Annotated in this window: 18 protein-coding genes; 14 read left to right on the forward strand and 4 right to left on the reverse strand. The window is 70.9% G+C overall.

The genetic code is table 11. The features are described from left to right. Positions 1 to 5: 5 nt before the first annotated feature. The 9 genes from spoVS to J2Z79_RS00720 all read left to right on the forward strand — a co-directional run bounded on the left by spoVS (position 6) and on the right by J2Z79_RS00720 (position 9,199). Positions 6 to 266, forward strand: a complete 261-nt coding sequence (gene spoVS / locus J2Z79_RS00680; RefSeq protein ID WP_209464917.1) for a stage V sporulation protein SpoVS — start codon at positions 6 to 8, stop codon at positions 264 to 266. 217 nt (positions 267 to 483) lie between these two features. After that, positions 484 to 1,458: a dipeptidase gene (locus J2Z79_RS00685; RefSeq protein ID WP_209464918.1), complete on the forward strand. Its 975-nt coding sequence runs from the start codon at positions 484 to 486 to the stop codon at positions 1,456 to 1,458. Positions 1,459 to 1,509: 51 nt separating this feature from the next. Continuing rightward, the gene (locus J2Z79_RS00690) at positions 1,510 to 2,982 is read left to right on the forward strand and encodes a leucyl aminopeptidase (protein ID WP_245301849.1); all 1,473 of its coding nucleotides are present in this window, start codon (positions 1,510 to 1,512) and stop codon (positions 2,980 to 2,982) included. Further along, positions 2,983 to 3,858 carry a PHP domain-containing protein gene (locus J2Z79_RS00695; RefSeq protein WP_245301787.1) on the forward strand — a complete coding sequence of 292 codons (876 nt, stop codon included), beginning with the start codon at positions 2,983 to 2,985 and terminating at the stop codon, positions 3,856 to 3,858. Between the two features lie 57 nt (positions 3,859 to 3,915). After that, the gene (locus tag J2Z79_RS00700; RefSeq protein WP_209464920.1) at positions 3,916 to 4,185 is read left to right on the forward strand and encodes a translation initiation factor 2; all 270 of its coding nucleotides are present in this window, start codon (positions 3,916 to 3,918) and stop codon (positions 4,183 to 4,185) included. Between the two features lie 457 nt (positions 4,186 to 4,642). Next, complete coding sequence (locus tag J2Z79_RS00705) at positions 4,643 to 5,599, forward strand: AAA family ATPase (RefSeq protein ID WP_209465049.1); 957 nt, start codon at positions 4,643 to 4,645, stop codon at positions 5,597 to 5,599. Next, positions 5,600 to 6,826 carry a DUF58 domain-containing protein gene (locus tag J2Z79_RS19060; RefSeq protein ID WP_209464921.1) on the forward strand — a complete coding sequence of 409 codons (1,227 nt, stop codon included), beginning with the start codon at positions 5,600 to 5,602 and terminating at the stop codon, positions 6,824 to 6,826. It abuts the gene before it with no gap. Continuing rightward, positions 6,804 to 8,195, forward strand: a complete 1,392-nt coding sequence (locus J2Z79_RS00715) for a DUF4129 domain-containing protein (RefSeq protein ID WP_209464922.1) — start codon at positions 6,804 to 6,806, stop codon at positions 8,193 to 8,195. The genes J2Z79_RS19060 and J2Z79_RS00715 overlap by 23 nt, the downstream gene beginning before the upstream one ends. A 95-nt stretch (positions 8,196 to 8,290) precedes the next feature. Continuing rightward, a complete protein-coding gene (locus J2Z79_RS00720) occupies positions 8,291 to 9,199 on the forward strand; it encodes a LysR family transcriptional regulator (protein WP_209464923.1) in 909 nt (302 codons plus the stop codon). Between the two features lies 1 nt (position 9,200). On the opposite strand, the gene J2Z79_RS00725 is transcribed toward J2Z79_RS00720, so the two are convergent. Beyond that, a complete protein-coding gene (locus J2Z79_RS00725; RefSeq protein WP_209464924.1) occupies positions 9,201 to 9,623 on the reverse strand; it encodes a hypothetical protein in 423 nt (140 codons plus the stop codon). 107 nt (positions 9,624 to 9,730) lie between these two features. Between J2Z79_RS00725 and J2Z79_RS00730 the strand changes: the two genes are divergently transcribed. From J2Z79_RS00730 to J2Z79_RS00750, 5 genes are all read left to right on the forward strand, one after another. After that, positions 9,731 to 9,919: a hypothetical protein gene (locus tag J2Z79_RS00730; RefSeq protein ID WP_209464925.1), complete on the forward strand. Its 189-nt coding sequence runs from the start codon at positions 9,731 to 9,733 to the stop codon at positions 9,917 to 9,919. A 161-nt stretch (positions 9,920 to 10,080) separates the two neighbouring features. Then, entirely contained in the window at positions 10,081 to 10,347 is a 267-nt protein-coding gene (locus J2Z79_RS00735) for an RNA recognition motif domain-containing protein (RefSeq protein ID WP_209464926.1), read from the forward strand. A 158-nt stretch (positions 10,348 to 10,505) separates the two neighbouring features. Further along, positions 10,506 to 10,847: a hypothetical protein gene (locus tag J2Z79_RS00740; RefSeq protein WP_209464927.1), complete on the forward strand. Its 342-nt coding sequence runs from the start codon at positions 10,506 to 10,508 to the stop codon at positions 10,845 to 10,847. A gap of 144 nt (positions 10,848 to 10,991) precedes the next feature. Further along, positions 10,992 to 11,318 (forward strand): hypothetical protein, encoded by a 327-nt coding sequence (locus tag J2Z79_RS00745; RefSeq protein WP_209464928.1) that lies wholly within the window; start codon positions 10,992 to 10,994, stop codon positions 11,316 to 11,318. 46 nt (positions 11,319 to 11,364) lie between these two features. Then, positions 11,365 to 11,877 carry a DUF402 domain-containing protein gene (locus J2Z79_RS00750; RefSeq protein WP_209464929.1) on the forward strand — a complete coding sequence of 171 codons (513 nt, stop codon included), beginning with the start codon at positions 11,365 to 11,367 and terminating at the stop codon, positions 11,875 to 11,877. A gap of 64 nt (positions 11,878 to 11,941) precedes the next feature. Here J2Z79_RS00750 and J2Z79_RS00755 read toward each other — a convergent pair whose 3' ends face one another. The 3 genes from J2Z79_RS00755 to modA are packed head-to-tail and all read right to left on the reverse strand — an operon-like array spanning position 11,942 to position 14,596. Then, a complete protein-coding gene (locus J2Z79_RS00755; protein ID WP_209464930.1) occupies positions 11,942 to 13,090 on the reverse strand; it encodes a substrate-binding domain-containing protein in 1,149 nt (382 codons plus the stop codon). Further along, a complete protein-coding gene (modB, locus tag J2Z79_RS00760) occupies positions 13,087 to 13,788 on the reverse strand; it encodes a molybdate ABC transporter permease subunit (protein WP_209464931.1) in 702 nt (233 codons plus the stop codon). Before modB ends, J2Z79_RS00755 begins: the two co-directional genes overlap by 4 nt. A 1-nt stretch (position 13,789) precedes the next feature. Beyond that, positions 13,790 to 14,596: a molybdate ABC transporter substrate-binding protein gene (gene modA, locus J2Z79_RS00765; RefSeq protein WP_209464932.1), complete on the reverse strand. Its 807-nt coding sequence runs from the start codon at positions 14,594 to 14,596 to the stop codon at positions 13,790 to 13,792. Positions 14,597 to 14,999 lie beyond the last annotated feature (403 nt).

Here is a 14,999-nt window from a genome sequence, read left to right on the forward strand (position 1 = left end):
TGGTTATGGAAGTGCTGAAGGTATCGGCGAAGTCGAGCCCGAACGCAGTGGCGGGGGCTCTCGCGGGGTGCCTGCGGGAGCGTGGGGCCGCCGAGATCCAGGCAATTGGGGCAGGAGCGCTCAACCAGGCGGTCAAGGCGGTGGCGATTGCTCGGGGGTTCGTCGCTCCCAGCGGCGTCGATCTGATCTGCATCCCGGCGTTCACCGATCTGAAGATCGACGGCGAGGAGCGTACGGCCATCAAGCTGATTGTGGAGCCCCGGTAAAGCCGGTCGGTGGGAACCGGTAGGATCCGCAGGTTCCGGAGGTCCATAGCGGAGGGTGGAGCGGAACGGATTGCGAACATAAACCGCCCGGCCCGACTGGGTCGGGCGGATTCCTGTGCCCGGGGGGTGCGTCCCGCCGGTTTTGTGTCTGCAGGGAAGGGATTGGCAGGGCCGGGTGGAAACACTCCTACTGGTACCCCACACAGGAGGGAACGCAATGGAACACCTGGACCAGGCGGTGGCGCTGCACAGGCGCTACCCGGTCGTGGACGGGCACGCGGACTCGGTGCTGACGGTGCTGGACGGCCAGCGCACGCTGACCGAAAGGTCGGAGATGGGGCACATCGACTGGCCACGCGCCCGGGAGGGCGGGCTGGCCTGCACCGTGCAGGCGGCTTTCCCGGCCCCGGTATACTACCCCGTGGCAGCCCGGCGGGTGGGCGAGGCCATCGACGGACTGCTGAACCAGATCGCCGCGGCGGAGGGCGTGCGGCTCGCCCTGCGGGCCGATGACATCACCGCCGCCCACGCGTCCGGGGAGCTGGCCGTACTGCTCAACATTGAGGGCGCCGAGGGCCTGCAGGGGTCGCTCGCACTCCTGCGCAACTACTACCGGCTCGGCGTGCGCATGATGGGCCTGGTCTGGAACCATCGGAACGAGGTGGCCGACGGCGTGGGCGAGTCCGAGGCGGGCGGGGGCCTCACCCGGTTCGGGCGCGACGTGGTGCGGGAGATGAACCGGCTGGGCATGCTCATCGACCTGGCGCACATCACGCCGAAGGGCTTCTTCGAGGTCCTCGAGCTCTCGGAGGATCCCGTCCTCTTCACCCACGGCAACTGCCGCGCCCTGCACGATCATCCGCGGAACCTCACCGACGAGCAGATCAGGGCCCTGGCGGCGCACGGCGGCGTGTTCGGCATCTCCTTCGTCGCCAGTTTCATGGGGAAGGAGACCGCCACCCTCTCGACTGTGGCGGACCACATCGACCACGTCTGCCAGCTGCTGGGCAGCGCCGACCACGTGGGTCTGGGCTCCGACTTCGACGGCGCCGACATGCCGCCCGGGCTGGAGGATGTGACCCGCCTGCCGCACCTGACGGCGGAGCTGCTCCGCCGGGGGTACCGCGAGGCCGATCTGGCCAAGTTGTTGGGCGGCAACTACCTGCGGGTCTTCCGGCAGGTACTCAGGTAGCGTTCCCGCGATCCCGCACGAGATCTCGCAACGAGGAGGCAGCGCATCGTGATGGTTGAGGTTACGAATCAGGCTCCGACCCAGGTTGCGGTGGACGTGCTCATCCTGCCCCTGACCGAGGGCACCCCGGCTCCGGCCGACGTCAACGAGGCGCTGGGCGGGCTCTGCGCCCAGGTCGTGGGCGCGGACTTCAAGGGGGAGGCCGGGGAGACCACCCTGCTCTACACGGCGGGGCGGCTGCCGGCCCGGAAGGTGCTGCTGCTCGGCCTGGGCAAGGCCGCCAAGGTGAGCAACCGGTCGCTGCGCAGGGCGGCCGGAATCGGGGCGCGCGCCGCGCGGTCCAGCGGCGCCCGCTCGATCGCCTTCGCACTCCCCAGCGCCGTGGAGATGAACCCCGCCGAGGCGGCCCGCTTCGTCACCGAGGGCGCCCTGCACGGGCTCTTCCGGCTGCCCGACTGGAAGTCGGAGAAGAAGCCGCAGCCCGAGGTTGAGGTCGTCCAGATCCTCGGCGGCGACGAGATCGCCCCCGGGGTGGAGCACGGCCGCGCCGTGGCCGAGGGCGTCAACCTCGCCCGCAGCCTCGCCTGGACCCCGGGCAACCACCTCACCGCCGCGAAGCTGGCGGAGCGGGCGGCCGAGATGTGCCGCGCCAATGGCATCGACGTGGAGATCTTCGACAAGGCGGGCTGCGAAAAGCTGGGCCTGGGCCTGCTGCTGGCGGTGAACCAGGGCTCGAAGGAGGAGCCGCGCCTCATCGTGATGCGCTACCGGGGCAACGGCGGCCAGGGTCCCTGGCTCGGCCTCGTCGGCAAGGGGCTCACCTTCGACTCCGGCGGCATCTCCATCAAGCCCACCGAGGGCATGTGGAACATGAAGATGGACATGGGCGGCGCCGCGGCCGTCATCGGCGCGATGCAGGCTGTCGCCCGGCTGAAGGTGAAGGCCGACGTGATCGCCGTCATCCCCTCCACCGACAACATGCCGGACGGCGGCTCGTACAAGCCCGGCGACGTGATCGCGGGCCTCTCGGGCAAGACGGTGGAGATCCACTCCACCGACGCCGAGGGCCGGCTGATCCTGGCCGACGGGCTGGCCTACGCCGTGAGCCAGGGCTGCCAGAAGATCGTCACCGCCTCGACGCTCACCGGCGCCGCCAACATCGCCCTCGGGCCGTACCGCTTCGGCCTGGTGGCGAACGACGACGCCTGGGAGGAGGAGGTCTACCAGGCGGCTGAGGCGGCAGGGGAGCGGGGCTGGAAGCTGCCCCACGACGAGGAGTACTACGAGCTGCTCAAGTCGCCCGTCGCCGACATGACCAACAGCACCAGGAACCGGGCAGCCGGCACCGTGGCGGGCGGGCTCTTCCTGATGCGCCACGTGGGCGGCACCCCGTGCGTACACATGGACATCGCAGCGGTGGCCTGGAAAAACAGCGGCGACAAGTACGAGGACGAGGGCGCCACGGGCGCCGGCACCCGTACGTTCGTCGAGGCCGCGCGCCGCTTCGCGGAGGGCGGACGGTAGATGGTGCGGATCCCGATGCCGCCGCCCGCGGGCCGGGCGGACCTGCACAACCACACGACGGCCTCCGACGGGACCCTGAGCCCGGCGGAGCAGGTGCGCTGGGCGGCCAGCCAGGGGCTGGCCGCCGTGGGCATCACCGACCACGACACCATCGCGGGCTGGGCCGAGGCCCGGGCGGCCGCCCGGGAGGCCGGCATCGAGGTGGTGCCGGGCTGCGAGCTCTCCACGGAGGTCGGGAGCACCGAGGTGCACATCCTCGCCTACTACTTCGACCCCGGGGAGCCGCAGATGGCGGAGCTGCTGGCCCGCATGCGGGGCGGGCGGAGGCGCCGCGTGGAGCAGGCGGTGGCAAAGCTGCACGAGCTTGGCTACCGTGAGGTCTCGCTGGAGCGGATCCTCGCCCGGGGCGGCGAGTCGGTGGGAAGGCCGCACATCGCCGCGGAGCTGGTGGAGATCGGCGTCGTGCGCACCCTGGCGGAGGCCTTCGAGCGGTTTCTCGCCCACGGCCGCCCGGCTTACGTGCCGCGGCCAAAGCTGAAGCCGGACGAGGCCATCGCGGCTGTGCGGCGAGCCGGCGGGGTTCCCGTGCTGGCGCACCCGGGGCTGATCGGCGACGACCGCTGGGTGCGGGAGGCCATCGCCGCGGGCATCATGGGCATCGAGGCCTACCACACCGACCACAACGACCTGCAGCGGCAGTTCTACGCCCGCTGGGGTTGCGACGCGGGCCTGGTGGTGACCGGCGGCAGCGACAGCCACGGACCGCGGGGTACGCGCACCGTGCTGCCGGGGAGCGTCAACGTCGGCCTCGAGGTGGTGGCCAGGCTCAAGGAGCTCTCGGCCTGGTACCAGCGCACGGGCGGCACGCTGGCATAATCTCACTCCCGAGGCGGTAAACTACCCTGGAGCAAACCGCGCCAGGGGAGGGCGAACGTGAGTTACGACGAGACGCAGGCCTTGCGCGACCGCATTCGCCTCTTGGAGGAGCGGGTGCGGGGGCTCCGGACCAGCCGCCGGATCCTGATGAACCTTCTGGCCGCACAGGAGCGGGAGCGGCGCGCACTCATCGCGCGGCTGGAGGCGGAGAACGGCCGGCTGCAGCGGCAGACGGCGCGCTTCGCCCGGGCGGTGCTCGAGCGGAACATCCGGATCGTGCGCCTCGAGGAGTCGCTGCGGCAGCAGAACGGCACCTCGCTGGGCTAGGAGCCGGCCGCAGCGCCGGTCCCATGGGCGGCAGAGCGCCCCCGGGAGAGATCTCCCAGGGGCGCTCGCACATTATGTGGACTGCCGTTTCGGTTTCAGCACGCCAAAGCGGATTATGCGGTCGGGTCGAGGGGGCTCTGGCTGGGATTCCCAATCGAACACCGGGTCGCCGGCCAGGGCCGGACGTTCCTCCCGCCAGCCCGACGGGACCGTCTGCCTGAGGCTCAGGACGGAGCCGCCGTTCCGGAATGACTTACGCTTCTCGGTCACGAGCTCCACCTCCCGTTCGGTCCTTCTGGCCCCATTGTACCAAGCACTGCGCACCAAGTGAAGGTGTGAGCGAGAGCCAGCTTCCGCGGCTAGTCTGCACTTCCGCTGAACGATCCATTCCGCTATCACGTCAATTGGTGTAGGAACTGGCAGTTTAGCTGAACAGGGAGGCCGTGTCGTGGATCAGATGGCAGGTGCGGGGCTGGCCGCCCGGATTCGGGCCAACGTCGAGCGGGTGATGGTGGGCAAGGGCGAGGTGATCGAGCTGCTGCTGGTGGCCCTGGCCGCGGGCGGCCACGTGCTGATCGAGGACGTGCCCGGCACCGGCAAGACGATGCTGGCCAAGTCGCTGGCCCGCTCGCTGGACGCCTCGTTCCGCCGCATCCAGTTCACCCCCGACCTGCTCCCCTCGGACGTGACGGGGCTCTCTTACTACAACCAGCAGCGCGGCGAGTTCGAGTTCCGGCCCGGCCCGGTCTTCGCCCAGGTGCTGCTCGCCGACGAGATCAACCGGGCGACGCCCCGGACGCAGTCGGCCCTCCTGGAGTGCATGGAGGAGCGGCAGGTGACCGTCGAGGGGGTGACGCGGCCGCTGGCCCGCCCGTTCATCGTGCTGGCCACGCAGAATCCGGTGGAGCAGGAGGGCACCTTCCCCCTGCCCGAGGCCCAGCTCGACCGGTTCCTGCTGAAGCTGCCCGCCGGGTACCCGACGGCGGAGGAGGAGCTGGCGATGCTGGAGCGCTTCCGCAGCGCCGACCCGTACCGGGAGCTGGAACCCGTCGCGTCCGTCGACGAGGTCGTGGCGCTGCAGCAAGCGGTGCCGGAGGTGCACGTCTCGCGGCCGGTGCAGCAGTACATCGTCGACCTGGTCCGGGCGACCCGCACCGCCGCCGGGGTGGAACTGGGCGTGAGCCCCCGCGGCGCCCTGGCCCTCATGCGGGCCTGCCAGGCCCTGGCCGCCCTGCGGGGGCGCGACTACGTGCTCCCCGACGACGTGCAGCACCTGGCGCGCCCGGTGCTGACCCACCGGGTCATCTGCTCGGCGCAGACCCGCCTCAGGGGGCAGGACGCAGCCGGCGTGATCGACGCCGTGCTGTCGGCCACGGCGGTGCCGGCCGAGGCCGTGCCCAGGGGGGTGGACTAGGTGCGCCCGGGCGGCCGGTCCGGCCTGGTATGGCTGGGGGTGGCCGGCCTTTTGCTGCTGGCGCTCTGGCTGCGCAGCGGCCTGCTGCTCCTCGTTGCGGCGCTGGTCGCGCTGGTGGCTGCCCTGGTGGCCCTCTGGGACCGCTACGGCCTCAGCCGGCTGACGTACGACCGCCGGTTCGAGCAGGGGCGCTGCTTTGCCGGCGAGACGGTGACCCTGACGGTCTCGCTGACCAACCGCAAGCTCCTGCCGCTCACCCAGGTGGTGGTGGACGAGTCGGTGCCGGTGGCGCTGCGGCTGGCGTCGCAGAAGATGCGTTTTCAGAGCCGGGCGCGGGAGCGGCTCCGGCTCCGCTTCAGCATGGGCTGGTACCAGCGGGTGGAGCGCCGCTTCACCCTGCAGGCGACCCGACGGGGCGTCTACCGGTTGGGGCCGGCGGCCGTCACCACGGGGGACCCATTCGGCTGGGCCGAGCGGTCGATGGAGGTTCCGCCGTCTGACGCCCTGCTGGTCTACCCGCGCGTGCTCCCGCTGGAGGAGGTGGGCCTGCCGGCGCGCCGTCCCTTCGGCGATCTCGCCTCCCGGGACCGGCTCTTCGCCGATCCGCTCCGCGTTGCCGGGGTGCGGGAGTACCGGCCCGGCGACCCGCTGAACCAGGTGCACTGGAAGGCCACCGCGGCGGCGGGCCGGCTGCAGGTAAAGCTGCTGGACCCGTCGGCCAGCCTCGGGATCGCCATCTTTCTGAACACCTGGTCGTTCGACCGCTTCTGGGAAGGCGACGACACGGATGCCCTGGAGGCGGGGGCGACGCTGGCCGCCTCGATCCTGCACTGGGCCCACGAGGAGGGGCTGCCTGCGGGCCTCTACGCCAATGGCCTCGTCTACGAGTGGGGCTTCAGCCTGCGCCTGCCGCCCGCCAGGGGCGAGGGCGTGCTGGCCCAGGGGCTTGAGGGGCTGGCGCGGCTGCAGACCGGCTCGCCGCAGCCGCTCTGGGAGCTGATGGCGCTGGAGGTGCCCGCACTGCCCTACGGCACATCGCTGGTGGTGATCACCCGCCAGGTGGGTGCCGAGCTGGCGGGTGCCGTGCTGCGGGCGCAGCGATCCGGCCGGCCCGTGACGCTGGTGGTGACCGCCGCGGCGGATGTGGCGCTCCCGGAGCTGCCCGGCGTCACCGTCTACCGGGTCGGCGGAGAGGAGGGTCTGCATGGCGCGGTTCTGGCGCGGTAGGACGACCTGGCTCCGCTGGCTCCTGGCCGGTCTGGCCGAGGTGGCGGTGGCCACCCCCTGGCTCCTGATCCTCTACGCGGCGGGCACCGACCCGGCCTGGTTCGAGGCCGTTCCGGGCGCCTGGCTGCCACTGGCGGTCTTCCTCGCGGCCGGCATCTGGGAGTCGGGCAGCCGCGACGGGGCGCCCTGGATGCGGGTGGTGGCGCTCGCCGCGGGCACGGCCCTGGCATACCTCACCGCCCACGCCCTCCTGCCCGCGCGGCTGCAGGCCGGGCCGCTGTCGGCCAACCCGGCCCTCGCCTTCATCCCCGTGGCGGCCTGGCTCTGGTACCGCGGCGCCCGCCACGCCCTGGAGGGGCTCGAGTACGGACGGCTGTTCGAGCGGGCCTGGCTGCCCGTCGCCCTGCAGGTGACGGGCATCGTCCTGCTGCTGCTGCTCGGCAGGGGCCAGGAGGAGCCCGTCCAGCTGCTGCTGATGTGGTGCGTGGTGCTGCTCTTTGCGGCCGGGCTGGCGCTGCTGGTGGTGACGCGCGAGCGGGCGCTGCTGGGCGATGACGAGGCGGGAGAGCAGTCTGGCGGCACCGTCTCGCCGGCAGTGACGGGATTCGTGGTCGCGCTGGTGGTCCTGACGCTGGCGGCCTCGGCGGTGCTCACCGTCGACCGGGTCGCCGCGGCCCTGTCCGCCGCCGGCGGGGTGGTCGCGCCGGTCTACCGCCTCGTGGTCGAGGCGGCGATGCTGATCGTGGTTCGCTGGGCGATGCTGATCGCCCCGCTGTTCGAGTACCTCCGGCGGCGCGCCGCCATGCAGGAGCCCTCCCAGCAGGGCGGGGGCGAGGATATCGAGCTGGGGCGGCCGGACCCGCCCGCAGAGGTGCTGACCGACCTCGACTACGGTCCCGTCATCCGGGCCTTGCTGGTGCTGCTGACCGTGGCCCTGCTGGCCGCCTGGCTCTTCCGCCTGACCGCCGTGCGGCGGCGGGACGTGGATGTGGAGGAGGAGCGGACCAGCCTGGGCTTCTGGGCTTCCCTCTGGCAGGACCTGCGGTCGCTGGTGCGCAGGCGGCGAAAGGGCCCCGGAGGCGACGGCCTGCCCTGGGAGGAGCCCGTGCCGCCGGGGAGCCCCAGGGCGCTCTTCCGCGCGCTCCAGCGCTGGGGCGCCCGGCACGGCCGGCCCCGGCGGCCGGCGGAGACGCCCACCGCTTACGCCGGCGCCCTGGCCGCGCTGGAGCCTTCTGCGCAGCGGGCCAGCGCTGCCGTGACCGCCGTCTACAACCAGGCGCGCTACGGCCCCCGGCCTCCGGATCCCGATGCGGTGGCGGAGGCGGACCGGCTGCTGCGGGAATACTGCGGTGAGGACTTCACGGGGTGACCGGGCGAATCTATAATGAATGGGAAGAGATCTGCTGCCTTCCCATTCCCATTGGGCATTTGGTTACCACCGTCCGCGGCACAGGAGGGAGTACGATGCTGCTGCAGCACCTGATCACGTTCTGCCGCGTGGTGGAGGAGGGCTCCTTCACCCGGGCGGCCCAGGTCCAGAACCTGACACAGCCCTCGGTGACCAAGCAGGTGGGCGCCCTGGAGGATCACCTGCAGGTGCAGCTCTTCACCCGCCAGGGGAAGCAGGTGCACCTGACGCCGGCCGGCGAGCTGGTCTACGACTACGCCCGCCAGGTGATTCACCTGGTCGCCCAGTGCGAGGCGGCCGTGCAGGAGCTGCGGTCGCCGGGCAGCGGCAGCGTGACCGTGGGCTGCGTGCACACCATCGGCCTCTTCACCCTGCCCGATCTGCTGGCGGCCTTCGTCCGGGAGCACCCCCGGGTGAAGATCAACGTCAGGACCGGCAACAACCGGGAGACGGTGGCGATGCTGCTCCACGGCGAGGTCGACCTCGGCCTGATCACCACGCCCCAGGTGCACGAGCGCATCGACGTGATCCCGCTCTTCGAGGACCCGCTGGTGGCGGTGGCGAGCCCGTCCTTCGCGGCCGACCTGCCCCCAGTCCTGGGCAACGCCGACCTCGCCCGCCTGCCCTTCATCGGCTACGTGCGGGGCGCCCGGTTCCGCAACACCATCGACCAGATCCTCGAGGAGATGGGCATCCAGCCCAAGTTCGTCATGGAGTTCGACAACCACGAGGCGATCAAGACGATGGTGGGGCTGGGCTTCGGCGTGGCGCTGGAGCCGGTCTCCGCCGTGCAGCGGGAGCTGGACGGCGGGCAGCTGGTGCGGCTCAACGTGCCCGGCCTGCCGCGCTCGAGCCGGACCACCTCGCTGATCCTCAGGCGCGGCGAACGGCGCAGCGCCGCCGTCAACGCCTTCCTGGCGCTGCTGGAGCGGCGCTACGCGGTGGCGATCAACCCGGCCCCCTGACCTACATCGGCAGCGGCGGGTGCTCCTCCGGGCCGGAGGGCGCGGCGAACTCGGCGGGCTCCCCCACGGGGGCGCCTGCGGTGGCCACGTTGTGCCGGAGGAAGTGCACCAGGTCCCGGAACTGCCAGGACCGGTTGTGCATGTCGTCGTCGAACTGGTAGAGCCGCTGGTCGCCGCCGTCGTGGGTGACCTCCAGCTCGAAATGGACGTGCGCGTCCCGGGAGAGCGGGCCGTTCAGGACCTCCTTGCCCCAGTCCACCTTGTCGTATAGCGCCTTGAGCTGCGCACGGTCGGCGTCGGAGAGCCGCCCGTGCGCACCTTCAATGACCCGGCTCTCGTAGCGCCACCTGCCGTCGCCTGACACCGCGATCGCGAAGAGGAAATCCCCCGTGTACGCCGATTTCGCCCTGAGGGTGATCTGCATCGCCTGCTCCGACCTCCTGCTCCACATGCTCCGGGTAGATTTCGCGGCGGCATGCGCACCTATGCGGCGCTTCGGCCGGGAAGACTAGGCTACCGGGAGGTGTGCGTATGCCGGGCAACAAGATCGGCAAACTAAAAGCGGGGCAGGGGTTGCGGCGAATTCTCGCCCAGCGGCGCGGCAGCTGGCGCGACGCTGACGCCATGGCCAACTATGAGGTTGGGAGCGAGCTGGACCCCAGGGCGGGGAGCCCTGGCAACCCGAGCCGCAAGGGCCGCTGGGGCGACCCGCACCGGTAATGGAAATCGGGGGTTGCATTCCGCTCGAAAAAAGCGTACCCTGTCATTGGTTAGCGGCTTGGTGAGCGGTGCGCTGGTTTGCCGGGTTACGGGCGAATTCCTCGCGTCTCCCTCCCGAACGCGAATCCAAATATCCTGAGATGATGGGAGAGAGAATGCGAATGACCAAGACCCTGTACTTCGGCAACCTTCCCTGGGCCGTCACGCCTGAGGACCTCCAGAACGCGGTTTCGCAGCACGCTGAGGTGCTCGGCGCCCGTATCGCCACCGATCGGGAGACCGGTCGCAGCCGCGGCTTCGGCTTCGTCGAGGTCCCGGCCGACCAGGCCCAGGCCGTCATCGACGCCCTGAACGGTGCGGAGTGGGCCGGCCGTGCGCTGACCGTCAACGAGGCCCAGCCTCGTCCGGAGCGCGGCCCCCGCCGCTAAGCAGCGGAAGACTTCTGGCGCCCGGTGCAGATGCACCGGGCGCTTTGCGTCTGCCTGACCCGGTCGGGTGCGTTGCCAGGCATCTGGAGTTGCTCCATAATCTAGACAAGGCACAAATTAGGCCGGGCATGGTTGCCTGCGGCCGGGGAGGTAAGCGCGTGCAGGTGTTCCCGGTGTACAGCGCCATTACCAGCGCGGCCCTGTTCATCGAGCCGCTGGTCGGACTGGCGCTGGTCTGGTTCGGGCTCGCCCTCTACCGACGCCGGAGGGATCCGGGCCTCATGCTCGTCATCGCCTGGGGTGGGCTCTGGGTGCTCTCAGGATTGCTGAACGTCCTCACCCAGCTGGTGGTGCGGTCGCTCTCGCTCCCCTTGGTTCAGCTGGCGTTCACCGTGTCGGTCTTATCGGTGATCGGGGGCCGGCTCCTGGTCTGGGCCGTCGCCGCGTACGTCCTGTGGTGGTACTGGAATGCGATTTCGGGGAGAGGCCGCACCGGGTAGGCGAAGGCTGGAGCCCTGTCAGCGTGACTGGCGAGTACGGAACGCCGGGGCCGCTGGAGGCGTTGCCCGCCGCCTGGCGTTGCGGCATAATCAAGACGATACGGAAAAGGGCGCGGCGATCGGCGCGCTCCGGGAGGTGCGCAGGTGCACATGTCGCAGGTGACCGGCGCGATGGCGCTCATCGACCCGCTGATCGGACTGGCGCTGGTGGTGCTGGGGTTTCCCCTGATGCGGCTGAACAGGGACCCCGGGCTGAAGCTCGTCGTCGCCTGGGGGGCGTTCTGGGTCCTCACCGGCGTCTGGACCGGGCTGGTCCACCTGCTCATCCGATCGCCCGGCGAGGCGCTCCACTGGGCGAACCTGGTGTCGTTCTTTGTCATCGTCGCCGGCCGCCTGCTCACCTGGGCTACTGCCGGATACGCCCTGTGGCGCTTCTGGCGGGCGACCTGGGCGCGCGGCGGCTCCGGGTAGGCCGTTGCCCGGCTGCGGTACACCGATCTGCGAAGGGAGAGCACGCATGGTTCAACTGCAGGTTCAGCAGTACAAGTACGGCGGCATCAAGCACTACAGCTACCCCGTCCGGCTGATCGAGCAGCGGCCCGACTGCGTGATCGTCCACGGCCCCTACGGGCGGCCCCTGACCCACCCCGGGCGGTCCCTGGTGGACTGGCCCGTGCCCAACGAGTCGATCGAGTTTCACTTCACGGCCAGGCCTTACAGCGTGAGCGCGGGCTGGAACGGCGACGGCTCCTTCCGGCACTACTACTGCAACGTGTCGCTGCCGGCCACGCTGAAGGACGGCGTGCTCTCCAGCGTCGACCTGGACCTCGACCTGATCGTAGCGCCCGACCTCACCTACCGGGTGGACGACGAAGACGAGTTCGAGGAGCACCGGCAGGCCCTGGGCTACCCCGAGGAGGTGGTGGCGCTGGCCCGGGAGGGGCTGGCGGAGCTGATGCGCCTGGTGGAGGAACGGCGCTTCCCGTTCGATGGATCCGCCTTCAGGCTGCGCGACCAGCTCGCACGATAGGGCCTTCTCCTGGTGTGCAAGGGCCCCTGTCCCGGGTTCGGGACAGGGGCCCGGCGTCTGGGTATCACCCCTGCGCGGCGGGCTCCACCGTGGCCACGATGTCGCCGGTCCGCCGTATGTCGTAGCCGCCGAGGGCCTCCAGCTGCGCCCGGAACCGGCGGTGGTTGAGCATGCTGAGCAGTTGCCGCACGGGCGCCTCGTCGAGGTACTCCTTGGGGATGGCGATGTCGTAGCGCACCTGCAGCAGGGGCACGAACCCCAGCCCGTAGGCGGCGGCGACTGCGGCGGTGCTGACGCCCGCATGGGCCCTGCCGCTTGCGACCGCCTGCGCGACCTCAAGATGCCCGGTGACGACGTCGTCGAACCCGGAGACGGCCGCGGTCGGGACCCCTTCCCTGCGGAGGGCGTGCTCCAGCACGCCGCGGGAGCCCGCCCCCGGCTCGCGGTTCACGATGCGCACGCCCCGTGCAGCCAGGTCCGCGGCCGAGCGGATGGACAGGGGGTTCCCGGCCTGCACCAGCAGCCCTTCCTCCCAGGTGCCCAGGTTGACCAGCACGACGGTGCCGTCCGGCAGGGCGCGGCGGACGAAGGGAACGTTGTGCTCGCCGGTATCGGGGTCATGCAGGTGGACGCCGGCCGCGTGCACCTCGCCGCGCCGGAGCGCCTCCAGGCCGGCCGTGCTGTTGGCGAACACCCAGTGGACGCGCAGCCCGGGGTTCCACCGCTGGGCCGCCCGGACCCAGAGGGAAGTGGCAGGGGAACACCCGGCGAGGATGACCGTGCCGGTCACCGTCTCCAGGTCGTCGAGCAGCCTCACCCGCATGGAGGAGGCACCGGGAGCCAGCGTCCCGACGCCGTCCGCCGGGATCATCTCCGTCCGGAAGGCCTGATCCCCGATCAGGGGGTGCGCCACCCACCGGCCCCCCACCCGCCCCAGGGCGACCCGCAGGCTGCTACCCGCCGGGGCGCCCCGGGCTGGCGCGGCCTCGATCTCCGGGGCGTCCTCCTCGAACCAGAACAGGTCTTCCACCCGGCACCCGAGGGCCCGGGCGATCTTCATGGCCACGGCGGCGGAGGGGGTATACAGGTCGGACTCCACGCCGCTGATGGTCTGGCGGGTCACACCCGCCAGCGCGGCCACGTCCTGCTGGCTCATGCCGAGGCGGGTGCGGACCTCTCTGAGGTTGTTGCGAAGGCGGCTCTCGGTCTTCACTGCGGTCTCCCCCTGTGCGCGTGAATGGCCGACCCGCCGGATCCCGGCTTCCGGAACCGAAGGCCGAGCCACATCGAGAGGCCGGCCACCCCCGTGAGCAGCAGGGCCAGGAGATGGGCGGTGGACTGCTGGCCCGACTGCACAGCCGAGTAGATGGCGAGGGCCATGGTCTGGGTCTTGCCCGGGATGTTGCCTGCCACCATGAGCGTGGCGCCGAACTCGCCCAGCGAGCGGGCGTAGGCCAGCAGGACGCCCGTCCAGATGCCGGGCCAGGCCATGGGTGCGTAGATGTGGCGGAACAGCTCCCACCGGCCGGCGCCGTCGACCTGCGCCGCCTCGGCGACCTCCTCCGGCACGTCCTCGAGCGCGTTGCGCGCCGCCTGGACGAAGAGCGGCAGGCAGACGACGGCGGAGGCGAGCACGGCGGCGGTCTGCGTGAAGATCAGCGTCGAGCCCCACAGCGCCCGCGTCAGGCGGCCCACCGGCCCGGTGCGGCCGATGAGGAGGAGCAGGTAGTACCCCAGCACCGTCGGCGGCAGCGCCAGGGGCAGGTTGACGGCGATGTCCAGGGCGCGCCTGCCCCGCCAATGGGGTCGGGACAGCGCCCACGCCAGCGGCAGTCCCGCCGCCATGACCAGGCCCGTGGCCATGAGCGAGATGCGCAGCGAGATCAGGATGTTCGTCCACATCGGCAGCATGTCAGCCAGCCGGCCCGAAGCCGTGCTTCTTCAGGATCGCCATTCCCGCCGGGGAGAGGAGGAAGTCGGCGAACGCCCGGGCCTCGGCGCTGTGCTGCGACTCCTTCAGCACGGCCATCGGGTAGACCACCGGCTCATGGCTCCCCTCGGGAGCCTCAGCGAGGACGACGACGTCCCGGGACGCGGCCGCGTCGGTGCTGTAGACGATTCCCGCCTGGACTTCGCCCGACTCGACGAAGCTGAGGACCTGGCGCACGTCCTCGCCGAGCACGAGCCGCGGCTGGACCGCGCCCCAGAGCCCCAGGTTCTCCAGCACGGCCCTGCCGTACTGGCCGGCCGGCACGTGGGCCGGGTCGCCGACGGCGATCCGCGCCGCCCGATCCGAACGGAGATCCTCCCAGGTCTTCACCGTCTCGTCGGCCGTCTTGCCGCGAATGAGGACCACCCTGTTCGTCCCGAGGTTGGTAACAGCGGACTCTTCGACGAAGCCCTTTTCGACCAGGCTCTCCATCGGGCCGGGGGAGGCCGAGATGAACAGGTCCGCCGGCGCGCCCTGCTCGATCTGCTGCTGCAGGGCGCCGGAGGAGCCGAAGTTGAAGCGCAGCTTGACAGACGGGTGTTCGGCCTCGAACGCGGGCTGGATCTCGTTCATGGCATGGGTGAGGGAAGCCGCGACGGAGACGATGATCTCAACCGGCCGTCCAGGTGGCGGCTCCGTCTTGACCGGGTCCGGCGCAGGCTTCGCACTGCAGGCCGTGAGCAGAACTGCGAGGCAGGCGGCGAGGAGGCCGGCTGTGCGGCGCTTCAAGAAGGATACCTCCTTCGGTGTTCTACGGGGGCTTGGCGCAAGTATAGCATACACCCCGCAAGCGCACATGCGCCGCCGTCGCTACTCTACGGTTCACCGAAGTGCTGCTCGGGTTTCTCGCTGTCTAGGTCTGAGAACCGAGCGCTGGGGCGGCGGCTGGTGCCAGTGTGATGCGCGGCGGGCCGACAAGCGGCGTCCGACCGGCCTGACGTGCGCGGGAGCGGGCAGACGAGCGGGGTTGGACCGGTCTGACGTGCACGGCGGCGGGCCGACGACCGTCATCCGAGCGGCCTGGCGTGCGCGGTGGGCCGACGACGGCGGCCGATCGATCGGCGGCCGCGCAGCGCAGCCGATAGGCGAAGACCCCCGCCTCGCATTCGAGACGGGGGTGCAGCCTGTATGC

Origin of the sequence: Symbiobacterium terraclitae, assembly GCF_017874315.1 — a bacterium.
In the GTDB taxonomy this organism is placed as follows: domain Bacteria; phylum Bacillota; class Sulfobacillia; order Symbiobacteriales; family Symbiobacteriaceae; genus Symbiobacterium; species Symbiobacterium terraclitae.